The organism is Paenibacillus lycopersici, from assembly GCF_010119935.1.
Lineage (GTDB): Bacteria > Bacillota > Bacilli > Paenibacillales > Paenibacillaceae > Paenibacillus_Z > Paenibacillus_Z lycopersici.
Genome location: NZ_CP048209.1, coordinates 2,827,642 through 2,844,497 on the forward strand (window position 1 = coordinate 2,827,642; position 16,856 = coordinate 2,844,497).

Annotated in this window: 20 protein-coding genes; all 20 read left to right on the forward strand. The window is 55.2% G+C overall.

The window, feature by feature from the left end; translation table 11 throughout:
• The first annotated feature begins 30 nt into the window (after positions 1 to 30).
• Positions 31 to 1,596: a flagellar basal-body MS-ring/collar protein FliF gene (gene fliF, locus GXP70_RS12580; RefSeq protein WP_162357104.1), complete on the forward strand. Its 1,566-nt coding sequence runs from the start codon at positions 31 to 33 to the stop codon at positions 1,594 to 1,596.
• A gap of 11 nt (positions 1,597 to 1,607) precedes the next feature.
• A complete protein-coding gene (fliG, locus tag GXP70_RS12585) occupies positions 1,608 to 2,618 on the forward strand; it encodes a flagellar motor switch protein FliG (RefSeq protein ID WP_162357106.1) in 1,011 nt (336 codons plus the stop codon).
• Positions 2,611 to 3,429 (forward strand): FliH/SctL family protein, encoded by an 819-nt coding sequence (locus GXP70_RS12590; RefSeq protein ID WP_162357108.1) that lies wholly within the window; start codon positions 2,611 to 2,613, stop codon positions 3,427 to 3,429. The genes fliG and GXP70_RS12590 overlap by 8 nt, the downstream gene beginning before the upstream one ends.
• Positions 3,419 to 4,753: a flagellar protein export ATPase FliI gene (gene fliI / locus GXP70_RS12595; protein ID WP_162357110.1), complete on the forward strand. Its 1,335-nt coding sequence runs from the start codon at positions 3,419 to 3,421 to the stop codon at positions 4,751 to 4,753. The genes GXP70_RS12590 and fliI overlap by 11 nt, the downstream gene beginning before the upstream one ends.
• Before the next feature lie 9 nt (positions 4,754 to 4,762).
• The gene (gene fliJ / locus GXP70_RS12600) at positions 4,763 to 5,209 is read left to right on the forward strand and encodes a flagellar export protein FliJ (RefSeq protein ID WP_162357112.1); all 447 of its coding nucleotides are present in this window, start codon (positions 4,763 to 4,765) and stop codon (positions 5,207 to 5,209) included.
• Positions 5,210 to 5,262: 53 nt separating this feature from the next.
• Entirely contained in the window at positions 5,263 to 6,168 is a 906-nt protein-coding gene (locus GXP70_RS12605; protein ID WP_162357113.1) for a magnesium transporter MgtE N-terminal domain-containing protein, read from the forward strand.
• A gap of 98 nt (positions 6,169 to 6,266) precedes the next feature.
• Complete coding sequence (locus GXP70_RS12610; RefSeq protein ID WP_162357115.1) at positions 6,267 to 7,946, forward strand: flagellar hook-length control protein FliK; 1,680 nt, start codon at positions 6,267 to 6,269, stop codon at positions 7,944 to 7,946.
• A 50-nt stretch (positions 7,947 to 7,996) separates the two neighbouring features.
• Positions 7,997 to 8,488, forward strand: coding sequence for a flagellar hook capping FlgD N-terminal domain-containing protein (locus GXP70_RS12615; RefSeq protein ID WP_162357117.1), 492 nt, complete (start codon positions 7,997 to 7,999; stop codon positions 8,486 to 8,488).
• A complete protein-coding gene (locus GXP70_RS12620; protein WP_162357119.1) occupies positions 8,481 to 8,858 on the forward strand; it encodes a TIGR02530 family flagellar biosynthesis protein in 378 nt (125 codons plus the stop codon). Before GXP70_RS12615 ends, GXP70_RS12620 begins: the two co-directional genes overlap by 8 nt.
• 118 nt (positions 8,859 to 8,976) lie before the next feature.
• On the forward strand, positions 8,977 to 9,798 hold the full coding sequence (flgG, locus tag GXP70_RS12625) for a flagellar basal body rod protein FlgG (RefSeq protein ID WP_162357121.1): 822 nt from the start codon (positions 8,977 to 8,979) through the stop codon (positions 9,796 to 9,798).
• A gap of 56 nt (positions 9,799 to 9,854) precedes the next feature.
• Complete coding sequence (locus GXP70_RS12630; protein ID WP_162357123.1) at positions 9,855 to 10,082, forward strand: flagellar FlbD family protein; 228 nt, start codon at positions 9,855 to 9,857, stop codon at positions 10,080 to 10,082.
• Positions 10,079 to 10,564 carry a flagellar basal body-associated FliL family protein gene (locus GXP70_RS12635; RefSeq protein WP_162357125.1) on the forward strand — a complete coding sequence of 162 codons (486 nt, stop codon included), beginning with the start codon at positions 10,079 to 10,081 and terminating at the stop codon, positions 10,562 to 10,564. The genes GXP70_RS12630 and GXP70_RS12635 overlap by 4 nt, the downstream gene beginning before the upstream one ends.
• A 45-nt stretch (positions 10,565 to 10,609) precedes the next feature.
• Positions 10,610 to 11,611, forward strand: a complete 1,002-nt coding sequence (gene fliM / locus GXP70_RS12640; RefSeq protein WP_162357127.1) for a flagellar motor switch protein FliM — start codon at positions 10,610 to 10,612, stop codon at positions 11,609 to 11,611.
• A complete protein-coding gene (fliY, locus tag GXP70_RS12645; protein WP_162357129.1) occupies positions 11,601 to 12,851 on the forward strand; it encodes a flagellar motor switch phosphatase FliY in 1,251 nt (416 codons plus the stop codon). Before fliM ends, fliY begins: the two co-directional genes overlap by 11 nt.
• A gap of 20 nt (positions 12,852 to 12,871) precedes the next feature.
• Positions 12,872 to 13,234: a response regulator gene (locus GXP70_RS12650; protein WP_162357131.1), complete on the forward strand. Its 363-nt coding sequence runs from the start codon at positions 12,872 to 12,874 to the stop codon at positions 13,232 to 13,234.
• A 4-nt stretch (positions 13,235 to 13,238) separates the two neighbouring features.
• Complete coding sequence (locus GXP70_RS12655) at positions 13,239 to 13,853, forward strand: flagellar biosynthetic protein FliO (RefSeq protein ID WP_162357133.1); 615 nt, start codon at positions 13,239 to 13,241, stop codon at positions 13,851 to 13,853.
• Positions 13,850 to 14,608, forward strand: coding sequence for a flagellar type III secretion system pore protein FliP (gene fliP / locus GXP70_RS12660; RefSeq protein ID WP_162357135.1), 759 nt, complete (start codon positions 13,850 to 13,852; stop codon positions 14,606 to 14,608). The genes GXP70_RS12655 and fliP overlap by 4 nt, the downstream gene beginning before the upstream one ends.
• A gap of 23 nt (positions 14,609 to 14,631) precedes the next feature.
• A complete protein-coding gene (fliQ, locus tag GXP70_RS12665) occupies positions 14,632 to 14,901 on the forward strand; it encodes a flagellar biosynthesis protein FliQ (protein ID WP_162357137.1) in 270 nt (89 codons plus the stop codon).
• Between the two features lie 12 nt (positions 14,902 to 14,913).
• Entirely contained in the window at positions 14,914 to 15,702 is a 789-nt protein-coding gene (gene fliR, locus GXP70_RS12670) for a flagellar biosynthetic protein FliR (protein WP_162357138.1), read from the forward strand.
• A 57-nt stretch (positions 15,703 to 15,759) separates the two neighbouring features.
• Positions 15,760 to 16,851 (forward strand): flagellar biosynthesis protein FlhB, encoded by a 1,092-nt coding sequence (gene flhB, locus GXP70_RS12675; RefSeq protein ID WP_162357140.1) that lies wholly within the window; start codon positions 15,760 to 15,762, stop codon positions 16,849 to 16,851.
• Positions 16,852 to 16,856 lie beyond the last annotated feature (5 nt).

Below are 16,856 nucleotides of genomic sequence, written 5' to 3' on the forward strand. Positions count from 1 at the left end.
CGCATTAGAAGCTAACAGTGAGGTGGAATCGTGAACGAGAAATTTGCCCAATATCGAGCGAAGGTTGCTCAGTATTGGAACGTATTGGAGAAGAAACAGAAGATTTGGCTCGGCGCTTCCGCAGGCATCATCATTTTGACGATCATCCTGCTTACATACCTGATGTCGAGAACGAACTACGAGGTGGCGTTTCGCGATTTGGACAGTACGGACGCAGCCGCTGTAATGGCGTACCTGGATTCGAGCAAGATACCTTACAAACTATCCGAGGCAGGGCAAACGATTTCGGTTCCGACGGCGGACGCTTCCAAGGTGAAAGTGGAGGCGGGTTCCCAGGGGATCATTCGCAACGGTTCGATCGGGTTTGAATCCTTTAACGACAGCTCTTCGATGTTCGGTTCGACGGACCGGGAATTCGATGTGAAATACCGCAGCGCATTGAACGGTGAAATCCAGCGCTTGCTGAACGACATGCAAGGCGTCCAGAAGTCGAACGTATTGGTCAGCCTGCCGGATACGACGCCGTTCATGACGACGGAAGAGAAGGAACAGGCATCGGCTTCGATCATGCTCACCTTCCGTCCGGGATATCGTCCGGCGCAGAAGGAAGTCGACGGCTATTATAATCTCGTCAAAACGTCGATTCCGAACATCAAACCGGAAAACATTACGATCTCGAGCCCTGAAGGGGAGCTCCTCGCTTCGAGCGAAGTCGGAGGAAGCGGTACGGGCGGCGATCTGATTGAGACGCATTACCAGATTCAGCGCAAATACGAGAACGATCTGAAGCAAAAAATCCAGTCGTTCCTGGGGCCGATGGTCGGCATGGACAACCTGGTCGTGAGCGTATCCAGCTCGATCAATTTCGATCGGATCAAGTCGGACAAGCAATTAGTCATTCCATTGGAGGACAACAACAACAACGGCATTATCGTCAGCGAGTCGTCTTCAAGCAAGACCGCGACCGGCGCTTCGTCGGTTGGCGGCGTTGCCGGCACGGGCGAAACCGATGTGCCGGGATATGAAGCGAGCGGCAGCGGCAACGGCGGCACGTCCGAACAGAACGATCGGACGACGAATTACGATTACAGCAAGGACAATATTCAAACCGAGTCCGGCCCGTATGTCATCAAGGACTTATCTATTAGTATCGGCGTAGAAAAATCAAAATTAAGTGCGGAAGCGAAAACGGATATGACGAATGTCGTCGCATCGATCGTACGCTCGCAATTGGTCGAGTCCGGACAAGATGTAGCTAATGACGCGTTGATCGAGAAGAAAGTTTCAATCATGGCGCAAAGCTTTATCGACAATGGCGGGGCAGCATCCTCCAAGACGCTTTCCACCGGTTGGATGGTCGGCATCGGACTTGCGGCGCTTGCGTTGATCGGCGGTTTGGGTTACGTCGTCGTCCGCCGCAGAAAACAAGCGGAGCTCGTCGAAGATATGGCGGTTCCGGGCAATGTAGAGTACCCGACGATCGATCTGGACAGCGTTCAGAACGAGAGTCAAGTTCGCAAGCAGCTTGAAACACTGGCCAAGCGCAAACCGGAAGAATTCGTTAACTTGCTCCGGACTTGGCTGGTTGAGGAATAGAGGTGGCCGGAGTGGCAAAATTACAAGGATTCAGCGGTCGTCAGAAAGCAGCTATTTTGTTAATTTCGCTCGGTCCGGAAGTTTCCGCTCAGATCTTTAAACATTTAAGAGATGACGAAATCGAACAGTTGACGCTCGAAATTGCAAATGTGCGCAAAGTGGATACGCTTGACAAAGAAACGATTTTGAACGAATTTCATCAAATTTGCGTCGCGCAGGAGTACATCTCGCAAGGCGGCATTACGTACGCTCGAGAAATCCTCGAGAAAGCGCTCGGCGAGTCCAAGGCGATGGAAGTCATCGGCCGCTTGACGGCAACGCTGCAGGTTCGTCCGTTCGACTTTGCCCGCAAAGCCGATGCCGCGCAAATTCTGAACTTCATACAGAACGAGAACTCGCAGACGATCGCGCTCGTCTTGTCCTACCTGCAAGCGGATCAATCGTCGCAAATTCTGTCGTCGCTCCCGCAAGAGAAGCAGGCCGAGGTTGCGCGCCGCATCGCGTTGATGGACAGCACGTCGCCGGATGTCATTTCGTACGTGGAACGCGTGCTGGAACAGAAGCTGTCCGCTACCGTTACTCAAGATTACACCAATGCGGGCGGTATTGAATCAATCGTACAAATCTTGAACGGGGTCGACCGCGGAACGGAACGTACCATTCTGGACGCGCTCGAGATTCAGGACCCGGAACTGGCGGAAGAGATCAAGAAAAGAATGTTCGTGTTCGAGGACATCGTCAACATCGACAACCGTTCCATTCAGCGCATCATTCGCGATATCGAGAACGCCGATCTTCAGCTTGCGCTCAAAGTGGCCAGCGAAGAAGTGCGGGAAGCGATCTTCCGCAACATGTCCAAGCGCATGGTCGAAACGTTCAAGGAAGAAATGGAATATATGGGCCCCGTCCGGCTGCGTGACGTCGAAGAAGCTCAAACGCGCATCGTAGCGACGATCCGCAGACTGGAAGAGTCCGGTGAAATCATCATCGCCCGCGGCGGAGGAGATGACATCATTGTCTAAGTTGTATAAGTCTTCTCATGTTATCGCGGTAGAAGATTTAAAACGGCTGGAATGGTTCAACCGCTACGTCAAGCCGGATCCGGAACAGGAACGACCCGCCGGACCGAGCGAAGAGACGATCTCGCTGCGCGATCAAATTCTGGAGGACGCCGAGCAGTTTGCCAATCAGCGCATCCAGGAGACAGGCGAACAGATCGAACGAATGCACGAAGAGGCGAACGCCCGGATCGATCAATGGTGGCTGGAACGCCGGCTGCAGGACGATGAAACGCTGGAACGGATTCGCCATGACGGCTACCGGCTCGGATTCGAAGAAGGCAAGGCGCAGGCCGAAGCCGACGTGCGCGCCCAATGGGAATCCATGCTGACGGAAGCGAGATCGATCCTCGATTCTTCCTATGAAACGAAGGAACAGATCATTCAAGAAGCCGAGCCATTCGTCGTCGCGCTGAGCACGGCCATCGCGGAGAAAATCATCCAGAAGCAGCTGACCGTCGAACCGGACTGGTCGCTCGATATCGTCCGCAAGGCGCTTGCGCGGCGAAGGGAACAAGGCGTGATCACGCTGTGCGTAGCGCCCCAGCAGCTTACGTACGTACAGGCTGCCCGGGAGGAGCTGTCGCTTGTCATCGATTCGCAGGCCGAGCTTCAAATCGTGCCCGACGTATCCGTCAAGTCGTTCGGCTGCGTCATTCGCTCTTCGTTCGGAAGCATCGATGCCAGAATCGATACGCAGTTGTCCGAAATCAAACGCGAGCTGATCCAGCTTGCCCTTCAAGCCGAAGAACGAGGGGCTGCCGATGAAAGCTAAGCGACTGGACGCCGACCGGTATATCGAACATTTACGACCGATCGACCCCGTTCGGGTGAACGGCAAAGTGACGCAGGTCATCGGATTGACGGTCGAATCGGAGGGACCGGACGCCAGCATCGGCGACGTGTGCCTGATCTATCCCGCGAAGTCGTCCAAACCGCTGAAGGCGGAAGTCGTCGGGTTCCGGGACAATAAAGTCATCCTGATGCCGCTTGGCGAGCTGCAAGCCATCGGACCGGGCTGCGATGTCGTCGGTACCGGCAAGCCGCTCAGCGTGCAAGTCGGATCCGAATTGCTCGGCAAAGTGCTGGACGGACTTGGCCAGCCGCTGGACGGCTCCTATATTCCGAGCCGGATGCCGCATCATTCCACGCACAATCAGCCAAGCAATCCGCTGAAACGGCCGAGAGTGAAAGAGCCGCTCAGTATCGGCGTCCGCGCGATCGACGGACTATTGACCGTCGGACAAGGACAGCGGGTAGGCATTTTCGCCGGTTCCGGCGTAGGCAAGAGCACGCTGCTCGGCATGGTGGCCCGCAACACCTCGGCGGACGTGAACGTCATCGCCCTGATCGGCGAACGGGGCCGCGAAGTGCTGGAGTTCATCGAGAAGGACCTTGGTCCCGAAGGACTTGCGAGATCCGTCGTCATCGTCGCGACATCCGATCAACCGGCGCTCATTCGGATCAAAGGGGCGCTCATCGCAACGACGATCGCCGAATACTTCCGCGACCGGGGCATGAACGTCATGCTGATGATGGATTCCGTCACCCGTTACGCGATGGCGCTGCGCGAAGTCGGGCTTGCCATTGGCGAACCGCCGGCCACGCGCGGTTACACGCCTTCCGTGTTCGCGAACCTGCCGAAGCTGCTGGAGCGGGCAGGGACGGCGCAGAAAGGCACGATAACCGCCTTCTACACCGTTCTTGTCGACGGCGACGATATGAACGAGCCGATCGCGGATGCGGTCCGCGGCATTCTGGACGGACATATCGTATTAAGCCGGGAGCTGGCGAACAAAGGCCATTTTCCGGCAATCGACGTGCTCGCTTCAATCAGCCGCGTGATGAAAGAAATCGTACCGGAAGAACAGCAGGATGCCGCCAACGAGTTGAAACGATTATTAGCTATTTATAAAGATTCGGAAGACTTGATTAATATTGGGGCGTACCAGCGAGGTTCGAACGAAAAAATTGATCAGGCCATCGAAATGCATGACGCGATTCGGGAATTTACGCGCCAGAAGACGAACGAGAAAGCCGAATATGAAGCTTCTCGCGACCGGCTGATCCAACAATTCCATCACAGCTTCGGGAGTTGAGACTGATCCATGTCCAGATTTCAATACGCCTTTCAGAAGATCGTAGATTTGAAGTCAAGCGAGAAGTCGCAGGCGGAATGGCAGTTGTCCGTCGTCGTCGGCAAGCTGTCCCAGGAAGAAGCAAGCCTGCAGCAGCTTCGGGAGGAGCGCGCCGCATGGGCGGACCGGCTGCAGAACGCATCGCTTCATGCCGTACCGCTCTCGGAAATCACGACCATCCAGACGTATATTCATTTCATGGATGACCGCATCGGACGCAAGCATCGCGACGTGCAGAAAGCGGAGACGGCCGTGGAGGAGCGCAGACGCTTCCTGTCCGATCGGATGATGGACGAGAAAGTATGGCTGAAAACGAGAGAGAATGCCTTCCAGCGGTTCAAAGCCGACATGATGGCGAAAGAACAGCATGCGCTGGATGAGCTGGCAACCGCGCGGTTCATGCACGCAGCGCATTAATAGACGAGCGGCTTTGCGAATCGGGAGCCATAGCCCGAGGGAGGGAACCTATTGTGGCGGATTTTGAAATGGAGAAACAGGGCTACAGCGGATTCGAGAAATTTATGTTTTTCGTGACGCCGATCTTATTTACGTTGATTTTGCTTGGCGTGCTGGTCACGTTATTCAACTTCGACCTGCGCAACAAGGCATTGGAAATCGGCAATAACATTCCCGGCTTAAGCAAGATTCTTCCCGAGCCGGCCGCGAAGGAAGGAGCAGCCTCCAACGAAGAAGCGATGAAGGCCGCGAACGCTTCGGCCAAGATCGCTCAGCTTCAAGCGCAATTGACGGCCAAAGAATCGGAAATCAGCGCCTCGGCGGAAGAGAAGAAGAAGCTGGAGCAGAACGTCAAAGACCTGCGGCAGCAGCTGGACCAACTCAAGCAATCGAGCGCGGCGAAGCAGCTGGACGATGCCGCGTACCAGAGCAAGGTCGGCGAGCTGGCCTTGATGTATACGAAGATGACGCCGAGCAAGGCGGCGCCGATTCTGGAGAGCATGGAGACGGAGGAAGCCGTGCTTGTTCTGGAAGCGATGAAGCCGGACGACCGCGCGATGATTCTCGAGAAAATGAATCCGAAGAAAGCGGCGGACGCCTCGATCATGCTGAAGGACGCGAAGACGGCCAAGGATCGTCAAATCGCCGCGCTGCAAGCGCGCGTACATAAGCTGGAAACGACGACCGACAGTTCGCAGGCCGTTCTGAGCACGTCGCAGCTGAATTCGACGTTCTCCAGCATGGATCCGAAAAGCGCGGCCGATCTGCTGCTCAAAATGGCGGATGTCAGCCCGAGCAAGGTGCTTCGCATCCTGAACGCGGTCAATGACGCGTCCCGCTCCAAGATTCTGGCGGAGATGTCGTCGGCGAACAAAGCGATTACGGCGCAGCTGGTTGCGAAACTGATGGTTGGCAAATAACCGGATCGCGGCATAGCCTGATTGACGATGAATGAAGACAAGGAATAGACCGTACGTATTGGATCCTTTCGATCGGATGAGAAAGGAGGTGAAACAAAATGCAAATGCCGATTTCAAGCGCTTCGCCAAGCGCCGGTCCGGCGCCGGGCACGGCCGCTTCAAGCACCGCTTCCGTTCAAGGAGCGGATTCGGGCAGCTTCAATCAAGCGTTCGCGAAGTCACTGGCCGGCGCGCCGGCGAAGGACGCGAATGCCCATGCGGCAAGCGACGCGGCACCGTCCGCAAGCGGCGTATCCGCGATGAGCGCCCTCGCTTCGCTGCTCGGCAGCGATCTCTCTGCATCCGATCTGCTAAGCGCGATAGAATCGCTGCTGCAGAAGCTGGGGGACACCGACGCCGAGGATCTCGCGCAAGCCACGACGGAGAGCGATCTGACCGAGGCGCTTCGGCAGCTCGATATGCTGCTCGGCGCCTTGACCGGCGTACCGCTGCTCGTGCAGCCGGCAGTTGTAACCGGAAATTCCGCTGCCGCAGAACAAGACAGCTCGTCCGCGGGCGATGCGCAGCCGGCTAACGGCGAACTGCTGACGATTCTTGCCGGCGGCAATGCCGCGGCGGCGTCCAACAATGCCAGTCAGGCTGCTGAATCCGCGGTGCCGAACCAAGCTCAAGCGGTCGTAACCGAACAAGACAGCTCGTCCGCGGGCGATGCGCAGCCGGCTAACGGCGAACTGCTGGCGATTCTGGCTGGCGGCAATGCCGCGGCGGCGTCAAACAACGCCATTCAGGCCGCTGAATCTGCTGTACCGAACCAAGCTCAAGCGGTCGTAGCCGATCTTGAGGAGATCAACGCGCTCAAGGCGGGGCTGCAAGAAGCGCTCGGGGACTTGCGGTCGCTGCTTCAGAATCAGAAAGGGCTATCCGCCAATAAGGAGCAGCTGACCCGGATCAGCCAACGGCTGACCTCGATCGACCGGCTCGTCAGCGGCACGGGAGCGGAGTCTCCGAGCGCCGCAAGCCCGGCATCCGATGCGGTCTCGACCGAAGTCGTCGATTCCGTCCGAGCGCTGCAAACGCCGCAGACGCCGCAAGCGAATGCCCATCTCCAGCGCATGGCTCACCGGCTCCTTCACGTAGGCGTGCTCGGCGCGGTTCAGAAGCCGGAGAATAACGGGGCGAGCGCGGGCGAAGCCGAGGCTGTGCAGGTTCCAGCCGAAACGGCGGATCCGAACGGACAGCTTGCCGCGGTCAATGCGGATATTCAGCGTCAGCTGGCAACGGTCAGCAAGCCGGTCATCGCTCAGCCCGTGCCGGTGCAGCAATTCGCTTCGACGATTCAAGGCATGGTCGTCAAGGCCTTCAACGTGACGACGACGAACGGCGTCGCGCAAGCGCAGCTTACGTTGTATCCGGAGCATCTGGGACAAGTCAACGTCAACATTTCCGTTCATAACGGCACATTGACCGCTCAGTTCCTCGCCGATACCGTAACGGCGAAAGACATGCTGGAGAATCAAATGGCGCAGCTGCGAACCGCACTGCAGTCGCAAGGCCTTCAAGTAGACAAGCTCGTCGTGTCGCAGGCGTCGGTTCAGCCGAGTCCGTTCCAGGACCGCCAAGGCGCGCAAGGACAGCAGCAGGGCTCCTCGAAGCGGAATCAGTCGAATGAAGACGCCGTCGACGAGATCGATTTTGCGGCTGATCTGGAAGAATGGAACGCGCAGCAGGCCGCAGCCCGCGAGTTGGGACTTGGCCGCGGTATCCATACCATCGCTTGATCCTAAGCCGATGGGCTTGCATTCTCAGTGAACGGAGGTGACGAGAAGGAATGGCAGATCGCGTATCAACGAGCAACGTATGGCCGAATTACAGCGCAAGCAACGTTCGGACGGCGACGAATAAACCGGCCGATACCTCCATGGGCAAAGACGATTTTCTGAAAATCCTGGTCACGCAGCTGCAGAACCAAGATCCGATGCAGCCGATGGAAGATAAAGATTTTATCGCGCAAATGGCGCAATTCACCTCGGTTGAGCAGCTGACGAACATGGCGGATCAGCTAGCGGCGCTCCGTCAGAACTTGGGCATGGCGTCGACGATGATCGGGAAAACGGTGCAATGGTACGACTATGACGATTCGGGAGCCACGGTTCAGAAGAGCGGGGTCGTCGATGCGATCAGCATCATGAACAAGGTGCAGTACGCGCAGGTCGGCGGCGAGTATGTCAGTCTCGATGACATCGTTGCGATCGGCGATCAAGGCAGTGGTCAAGGTGGCGATCAAAGCGGCGATCAAGGCGGTGAATCCGCGAATGGATGACATCATGAAGATTGGTCATTTGCATCTGGCCGCTAACGCGCAGCTCCGTAAACCGGCGCAGACGGAAGGGACGTCGTCCGGTTCCGCTTCATTTAAAGAGATGCTCGAGCGCAACGTCCTCAAATTCAGTCAGCACGCGGAGCAGCGGATCGCGCAGCGCGGGATTACGATTAAACCGGAAGCGCTCGACAAGATCGGCAATGCGATCGACCAGGCCGCCGCCAAGGGAGCGAAGGATTCGCTGATCGTATACCGCGACATCGCGATGATCGTCAACGTGCCTAGCCGGACGGTCGTTACGGCAATGGATGGAAATGCTCTGCAAGGGAATGTATTCACTCAGATCGACAGCGCAGTCATTGTTTCGTAATACGGCCGGACCCGATCGTTGGGGAGCTAGGGCCGCGGATCGACTGAAGCGGCTCCGTCGAACAATGCGGCGCGCATATCGCAAGCATGATTCATACCTTTAGGAGGTTATCAATCGAATGTTAAGATCAATGTACTCCGGCGTGTCCGGCATGCGCGGGTTTCAAACGAAGCTCGACGTTATCGGCAATAACATCGCGAACGTGAACACGGTCGGCTTTAAAGCGGGCCGCGTCATGTTCAAAGATATTTTGAGCCAGACGGTTTCGGGCGTAACGCGGCCGGAAGACGGCACCACCGGCGGCGTGAACGCGAAACAGGTCGGTCTTGGCGTAGCGATCGCCGCGATCGACACGGTTCACACGCCGGGCAGCGCCATGACGACGAACGTCCCGACCGACGTTCGCATCGATGGCGACGGATTTTTCGCGGTTTCGCCGGACGGCGACGGCGGCTCGCCTTATCTGACGCGCGCCGGCAACTTTACGATGGATGCAACGGGCCAGCTGGTGAACGGCGACGGCATGTTCGTTCTCGATAACGGCGGCGCGCCGATCGTCATGGATCCGGAAGCCGTGAAATCGTTCACGATTTCGCAAGACGGCTCGATCATCGGCGTCGGTCCGGACGGAACGAGCGAAGTCGTGGCGCAGCTGGGCGTCGTTAAAGTAACGAACCCGGGCGGCCTGGAGAAAATCGGCGGCAACCTGTACCGCATGACGCAGAACGCCAATGTCGACGGCGCGGTAGAGTACTCGACCGCCAACGATACGGAAGCCGGAACGGGCGCCATCATTTCCGGCCAGCTGGAAATGTCCAATGTCGATCTGACTTCCGAATTTACGGAAATGATCGTCGCTCAGCGCGGTTTCCAAGCGAACTCCCGCATCATTACAACTTCGGACGAGATTCTGCAAGAAGTTGTTAATTTAAAACGATAGGTAAATAGCCGGGGAGAGGCGCCCGCCGCCTCTCCTTCAGGTTAAGGAGGAAGCCCATGATTGCCGTGACGCGTTTGAACGGAAAGAAGCTATATCTCAACGCGCTGCTTATCGAGCTGGTCGAAGAAAATCCGGATACATTGATTACGCTCACGACAGGCAAGAAAATACTGGTGTTGGAGAAAGCAAACGAAGTCATTTCCTCCATACAGTCCTACCTGCGCTCGATCGGCGTCTATGCGGCGACCATTAAGAGTGATCAATCGGAGGGAACCATCGAATGAAGAAAATGCTGCCATGGCTCATTACCATTTTGCTTGCGATCACCTTGATTGCGATCGTTGCGGTCATTTTGTTTAACTCCGTGTTTGACGACAAAGGGGCGAAGGACACGACGGCGAAAGCGGCGAAAGACGCGGCATCCGTCAAAACCGTTGAGCTGTCTGCGGACAAGCGCGTTGAATTGACCAGCACGATCGACAAAATTCAAACGAATTTACTGGACCAAGATTATATCGCAGTTCTTGGCTTTGCTTTTCAGCTGGATACCAAATCGACGAAGAAAGATTTCGACAAAATCAAAGACATTCAGATTAAGCCGATCATTATTCGTACGATTTCCGACATGAAGCCGGAGGAAATCAATGGCTCGAAGGGGAAAGACAAGCTTTGCGCGGAACTGCTTAATTTAATAAACGCGGAGCTGCCGGGCGGCGGCAAGCTCACGAAAGTGGAAATTACGGATTCTATCATTTCGAAGCTGTAATCATCGTAAGCTCATGCAGCAAGCCGCCTAAAGGAGGTGAGAAAAATGGTTGATGTTTTGTCGCAGAACGAGATTGACGCGCTGCTTGCTGCCTTATCATCCGGCGAGATGGATGCAGAAGATTTGAAAAAGGAAGAGACGCAGAAGAAGATTCGTGTATACGAATTTAAACGCGCGGTTCGTTTCTCGAAGGATCATATCCGCAGCTTGACTCGAATACACGAAAACTTCGCGCGATATTTGACCACTTATTTCTCAGCGCAGCTTCGTACTTTCGTACAAATAAACGTTGTCGATGTCGAACAACTGCCATACGACGAATTCATACGCTCCATTCCGAAGATGACGATTCTGAATATCTTCGAAGCGGAGCCGCTCGAAGGACGCATGGTGCTGGAGGTGCACCCGAACATCGCTTATGCGATGCTGGACCGCATGCTGGGCGGACAAGGCGTGGCGCCTTCCAAAATCAATGCGTTGACGGAAATCGAAACGACGATCATGGAGCGGATTTTCAGCCGGACGTTCGAGAGCCTGCAGGAAGCCTGGAAGACGATCATCGACATCCAGCCGCGGCTTGAAGCGCTGGAAACGAATCCGCAGTTCATGCAAATCGTTTCACCGAATGAAACCATTGCTCTCATTTCGCTCAGCACCAAGATCGGCGACACGACGGGCATGATCAACCTGTGTATCCCGCATGTCGTCATCGAGCCGATCATGCCGCGCTTGTCCGTTCACCACTGGTTCGTCTCGCAGAAGAAAACGAGGGCGCCCGAGGAAGTCGAAGTGCTGAAGCAGCGGGTAAGCAAGGCGAAGCTGCCGATCGTATGCGAGCTGGGGAGCTCCAGCATTTCGATCCGCGAGTTTCTGGGTCTTTCGATTGGGGATGTCATTTCATTGAATAAATCAATCGACCAAGGTCTTGATATCAAAGTCGGAGATAAGCTGAAATACTCCGGCAGTCCGGGCTCGGTCAAAGACCGCATGGCCGTTCAAATCAATGAAGTTCTCACCGAAGGAGTGGAAGAAGAATATGACGAGTAAAGATTACTTATCGCAAGAAGAAATCGATGCCTTGCTGCGTCAATCTTCCGATGAACCCGTTACGGAAGAGCCGCTTAGCCGCGAACAGGAGCTGAATACGTACTTAAGCTCGATCGAGCAGGACGCGCTTGGCGAAATCGGCAACATTACATTCGGAAGCGCGGCGACGGCGTTGTCGACGCTGCTGGGCCGCAAGGTCGACATTACGACGCCGAAGGTGTCTCTCATCAAGCGGCACGAGCTCGACGAAGAGTTTCCGAAACCGCATGTCGCGGTCTCGGTCAGCTACGTCGACGGCTTCCAAGGCATCAACTCGCTCGTGATCAAGACGAAGGACGCGCAAACGATCGCGGATCTGATGCTTGGCGGCGAAGGCAAGCTGCTCGGCAGCGAATTGAACGAAATCCATATCAGCGCCGTTCAGGAAGCGATGAATCAAATGATGGGCTCGTCGGCGACGTCGATGTCGACGATCTTCAACCGTTTCGTGAACATCTCGCCGCCCGGCATCGACATACTGGATGTCGCGAACGGCGAAGGCGTAGAGAAGCTGCCGCCTGACGATCTCTTCATTAAAGTCTCCTTCCGATTGACGATCGGGGATTTGATCGATTCGACGATCATGCAGCTGCTGCCGATTTCGTTCGCCAAAGAAATGGTAGACACGCTGATGGGCGGGACATCCGAGGCAGCGCCGGCGGCAGAGCCGGCCGTCGCGCAAGCGGCGCCGCCGATCGAAGCGAGCGTGGCAGCGCCGCCTGTAGCAGCAGCCTATGCCGAACCGATGGCAGCGCCCGTACATACGCCTTCGTCCGCTCCGTCAGGCCAATACGCCGCTCCGATGCAGCCGCCGGCTCCGCAGTACGCGGCGCCAGCGCCGACAGGGCCGCAAACGTACGGCAACATGCCGAATCGCAACGTCAATGTTCAACCGGTGCAATTCGCGAATTTTCAAGGCACGCCTTACGTCCAGCCGGACGAATCGAATTTGAATTTATTGCTCGACATACCGCTTAAGGTAACAGTAGAATTAGGAAGGACTCAGAAACAAATCAAAGATATTCTTGAATTGTCTCAAGGTTCCATCATTGAGCTGGACAAGCTAGCGGGCGAGCCGGTCGATATTTTGGTCAATAACAAGCTGATCGCCAAGGGCGAAGTCGTCGTTATCGACGAGAATTTCGGCGTTCGCGTAACGGATATTGTCAGCCAATGGGATCGTATCCAAAAGTTACAATAACATCATAGGGGGAAGAAGCAATGGCAAACCGCATTTTGATCGTTGACGACGCAGCTTTTATGAGAATGATGATCCGCGACATTCTGACGAAGAACGGCTACGAAGTCGTAGGGGAAGCGCCGGACGGCGCGCAAGCAATCGAGAAGTTCAAGGAACTGAAGCCGGATCTCATTACGATGGACATTACGATGCCCGAAATGGACGGTATCGTTGCATTGAAAGAAATCAAGAAAATCGACGGCAACGCCAAAGTGATCATGTGCTCGGCAATGGGACAGCAGGCCATGGTTATCGATGCGATTCAAGCCGGCGCGAAGGACTTCATCGTGAAGCCGTTCCAAGCTGACCGCGTTATTGAAGCGATTAAGAAAACGTTAGGTTAAGAAGATGAACGTGTGGAACGCTTCCCGACTTGCTGGACTAGCGGTCTCAGGCTGGCTAACGACAGCAAGTCTCGCTTCGGCGGCGAACGGCAACGACGAAGGGAAACCGGATGTCGGAGCGGGCATCGGCTACTTGATCTGGGTCATTGTCGCGCTTCTGCTCGTCATCGGTCTTATCGTGCTTCTGATCAAGTGGCTGGCCAGCCGCAATCGCGGCTGGGGCACGAACAGAGCGCTGCGCTCGCTCGGCGGCATCCCGCTTGGACAGAATAAGTCGCTCCAGGTCGTGGAGCTGTCGGGGCGCCTCTATGTGGTCGGGGTTGGGGAGAGCATCACGCTGCTCGATAAAATCGACGATCCCGATACGGCCGCGGCGATTCTGGACGCCATCGAACAGCAGAACGGCCGTAACTGGAACACGCCGACGATGGCGGACTTTCTGGCAAGATTGCGCGGCAAGCAATCGTCCCAAGAACCGACCGACGAACAATGGCAGTCATCGAATGTTTCGTTCAAGGAACTGCTCGACAACGGCATGAAGCGGCAGGCGGATCGGAAGCAGAAAGTCGAAGAGCTGCTTAAAGAGCAAAATCACAATGATCGGTTGTTGGACGAATGAACAAAAAAATCGCACTAACGGTACTGGCTTTTCAATTGATCGGCCTGATGTTCCACGCGCATGCCTTCGCAGAACCGCTTCCTAACGTCAGCGTGAGCATCGGCGACCAAGGAAGCGATCAGCCGGGGACGAGCGCTCTATCGCTTCTATTAATAATAACGGTACTCAGCGTCGCGCCGGGCATTCTGGTGCTGATGACAAGCTTTACGCGGATCGTGATCGTGCTCGGTTTCGTGCGGACCTCGCTCGGCACGCAGTCGATGCCGCCTAACCAAGTGTTGATCGGACTGGCCATGTTCTTGACGTTCTTCATCATGTCGCCGACGATCAGCGCGGTTAACGACGTTGCGCTTCAGCCGTACCTGAAAGGCGAGATCACGCAGACGGAGGCGCTCAGCAAAGCGGCGGACCCGATGAAGAAATTCATGTTCCAGCAGACGCGGCAAAAGGATCTGGAATTGTTCATGAAGTACACGAAGACGGAACAGCCCAAGACGTACTCGGATATTCCGATCACCGTCATGGTTCCGGCCTACGCCATGAGCGAGCTTCGCACCTCGTTCCAAATGGGCTTCATGATCTTCATTCCGTTTCTGATCATCGACATGGTCGTTGCCAGCACCTTGATGGCGATGGGGATGATGATGCTGCCGCCGGTCATGATATCCCTTCCGTTCAAAATTTTGCTCTTCGTTCTCGTAGACGGCTGGTACCTGGTCATCAAGTCGTTATTGTTAAGTTTTAATACGACATAGCCCCTGCGGAGAGGAGTGCAATCATGAGTTCGGATTTCATCATCGCTTTGGCTGCGCAGGCGGTTTACACGGTGTTAAAGGCCAGCGCTCCAATGCTTGTGATCGGTTTGGTCGTCGGTCTGATCGTCAGCATCTTTCAAGCGACGACGCAAATTCAGGAGCAGACGCTGGCATTCGTTCCGAAAGTGGCGGCGGTCATGCTGTCCATCTTGCTATTTGGTCCATGGATATTGAACACGCTGGTCGATTTCACTTACAACCTGCTGAATAACTTGTATAAATACATCGGATAGGGCTGTGAATCGATGGAGTTGTTTCTTCAAGGGTTCCCTATTTTTTTGCTTATTTTTTGTCGAATTACAGCATTTTTCGTCGTGGCGCCCATCTTTTCCACGCGAAACGTGCCGAATATGTTCAAGATCGGATTCAGCTTTTTCGTTTCCTTGCTCGTCTTTCTCACGTACGGCATGAAACAAACGATCGTGCCGGACGCCGAATACATATTGGCGATTATCCGCGAATCGCTCGTCGGGGCGCTGCTCGGTTTCGTCGCTTACTTGTTCTTCACGATCATCAATACCGCCGGCAGCTTCATCGATATGCAGATGGGATTCGGGATGGCGAATATCATCGATCCGATGACGGGAGCGTCGGCGCCGCTGATCGGCAATTTCAAAGGCATGATCGCAACGCTCCTGTTCTTGTCGATCAACGGGCATCATTATTTGCTTTCGGCGCTGCTGCAAAGCTATGAATGGATACCGCTGTCGAATACGCTGTTCCTGCATTTGAAGTCCGGCAGCATCACGACCTTTCTCACCGGCATGGCGGGACAGACGATCATGCTGGCGCTTCAAATGTCCGCACCGCTCGTGGCGGCCATGTTCTTGACGGATATCGGACTTGGACTGCTAGCCCGTACGGCGCCGCAGTATAACGTGTTCGTCATCGGGATGCCGATCAAGATTCTCGTCGGCTTGCTGATGCTGGCCGTGCTGATGCCGGGCCTCGTCACGATTTACGAGCATATTTTCGAACAAATGTTCAGCGCAATGCAGAAGCTGTTCTCGATCCTGCAAGGTCCTGCAGCTTAACGCGCGCCGCCGGAACGACGGCGACAGACGATCCACCTTGAGTCGGAGGCCTATGAGATGACGAATTACCGTTGGACGCTCGATCTACAGCTGTTCTCGCAAGAAAAAACGGAGCGTGCAACGCCAAAGAAGCGGCAGGAGGCACGAAAGAAAGGACAGGTGGCGAAGAGCCAGGAGCTTCCTGCCGCAATCATCCTGCTGTTCGTGTTTCTCAGCTTCATGATGCTGGGCGGCTACTATAAAGATCGGCTCCTGCACATGTTCGGCATGCTGCTGGAACAGAAGATGCTGATGGAAGTGACGAAGGGCAACGTCATTACGCTGTTCTCCGATATATTGATGCAAGGCTTCGTCCTGCTAGCCCCGATCTTCATGATTACGATCGTGATCGGGCTGTTGGTCAATTACATGCAAGTCGGCCTCCTGTTTACGGGCCAAGCGTTCAAAATGAATTTCGGCAAAATCAACCCGGTCAAAGGATTCAAAAACATTTTCTCGATGCATTCCGCCGTCGAGTTCGTCAAGAACATCTTGAAGCTGCTGTTGATCGGACTTGTCGTCTACATGACGATCTGGCAAGAACGAGACCGCATTCTTAGTCTGGCTACCGTATCGGTCGGGAATATCTTCGGGTTCATCGCCAGCGTCACGTTGAGGCTGGGGGTCGAAATCGGTTCGATTCTCGTCGTGCTCGCCGGATTCGATTACTTCTATAAACGTTACGAGCACGAGAAAAACCTGCGAATGTCGAAACAGGATATTAAAGACGAGTTCAAGAAAGCCGAAGGCGATCCGTTGATCAAAGGCAAAATCCGCGAACGCCAGCGCAGAATGGCGCTCCAGCGGATGATGCAGCAGGTGCCGAAAGCGGACGTAGTCATTACGAACCCGACGCACTTTGCAATCGCGCTGCAGTACGACGGATCGAAGATGGAAGCGCCGACGATCATCGCCAAAGGCATGGACTTCGTGGCTCTTCGGATCAAAGAGATCGCGAAAGAGCATGGGGTCATAATGATGGAAAACAGGCCGCTCGCCAGAGCGTTGTACGATCGGACGGATATCGGGGATACGGTGCCGGCCGACTTGTTCCAAGCTGTGGCGGAAGTGCTGGCTTATGTATATAAGCTTAAAAACAAAGTGAAATAAAGCCG

Coding starts and splice junctions, on each gene's coding strand:
- GXP70_RS12610 (WP_162357115.1), top strand. CDS start 6,267: ATGCAAATGCCGATTTCAAGCGCTTCGCCAAGCGCCGGTCCGGCGCCG.
- fliQ (WP_162357137.1), top strand. CDS start 14,632: ATGAGTTCGGATTTCATCATCGCTTTGGCTGCGCAGGCGGTTTACACG.
- GXP70_RS12635 (WP_162357125.1), top strand. CDS start 10,079: ATGAAGAAAATGCTGCCATGGCTCATTACCATTTTGCTTGCGATCACC.
- fliR (WP_162357138.1), top strand. CDS start 14,914: ATGGAGTTGTTTCTTCAAGGGTTCCCTATTTTTTTGCTTATTTTTTGT.
- GXP70_RS12620 (WP_162357119.1), top strand. CDS start 8,481: ATGGATGACATCATGAAGATTGGTCATTTGCATCTGGCCGCTAACGCG.
- fliI (WP_162357110.1), top strand. CDS start 3,419: ATGAAAGCTAAGCGACTGGACGCCGACCGGTATATCGAACATTTACGA.
- fliJ (WP_162357112.1), top strand. CDS start 4,763: ATGTCCAGATTTCAATACGCCTTTCAGAAGATCGTAGATTTGAAGTCA.
- fliY (WP_162357129.1), top strand. CDS start 11,601: ATGACGAGTAAAGATTACTTATCGCAAGAAGAAATCGATGCCTTGCTG.
- GXP70_RS12650 (WP_162357131.1), top strand. CDS start 12,872: ATGGCAAACCGCATTTTGATCGTTGACGACGCAGCTTTTATGAGAATG.
- GXP70_RS12655 (WP_162357133.1), top strand. CDS start 13,239: ATGAACGTGTGGAACGCTTCCCGACTTGCTGGACTAGCGGTCTCAGGC.
- fliP (WP_162357135.1), top strand. CDS start 13,850: ATGAACAAAAAAATCGCACTAACGGTACTGGCTTTTCAATTGATCGGC.
- flhB (WP_162357140.1), top strand. CDS start 15,760: ATGACGAATTACCGTTGGACGCTCGATCTACAGCTGTTCTCGCAAGAA.
- GXP70_RS12615 (WP_162357117.1), top strand. CDS start 7,997: ATGGCAGATCGCGTATCAACGAGCAACGTATGGCCGAATTACAGCGCA.
- GXP70_RS12630 (WP_162357123.1), top strand. CDS start 9,855: ATGATTGCCGTGACGCGTTTGAACGGAAAGAAGCTATATCTCAACGCG.
- fliM (WP_162357127.1), top strand. CDS start 10,610: ATGGTTGATGTTTTGTCGCAGAACGAGATTGACGCGCTGCTTGCTGCC.
- flgG (WP_162357121.1), top strand. CDS start 8,977: ATGTTAAGATCAATGTACTCCGGCGTGTCCGGCATGCGCGGGTTTCAA.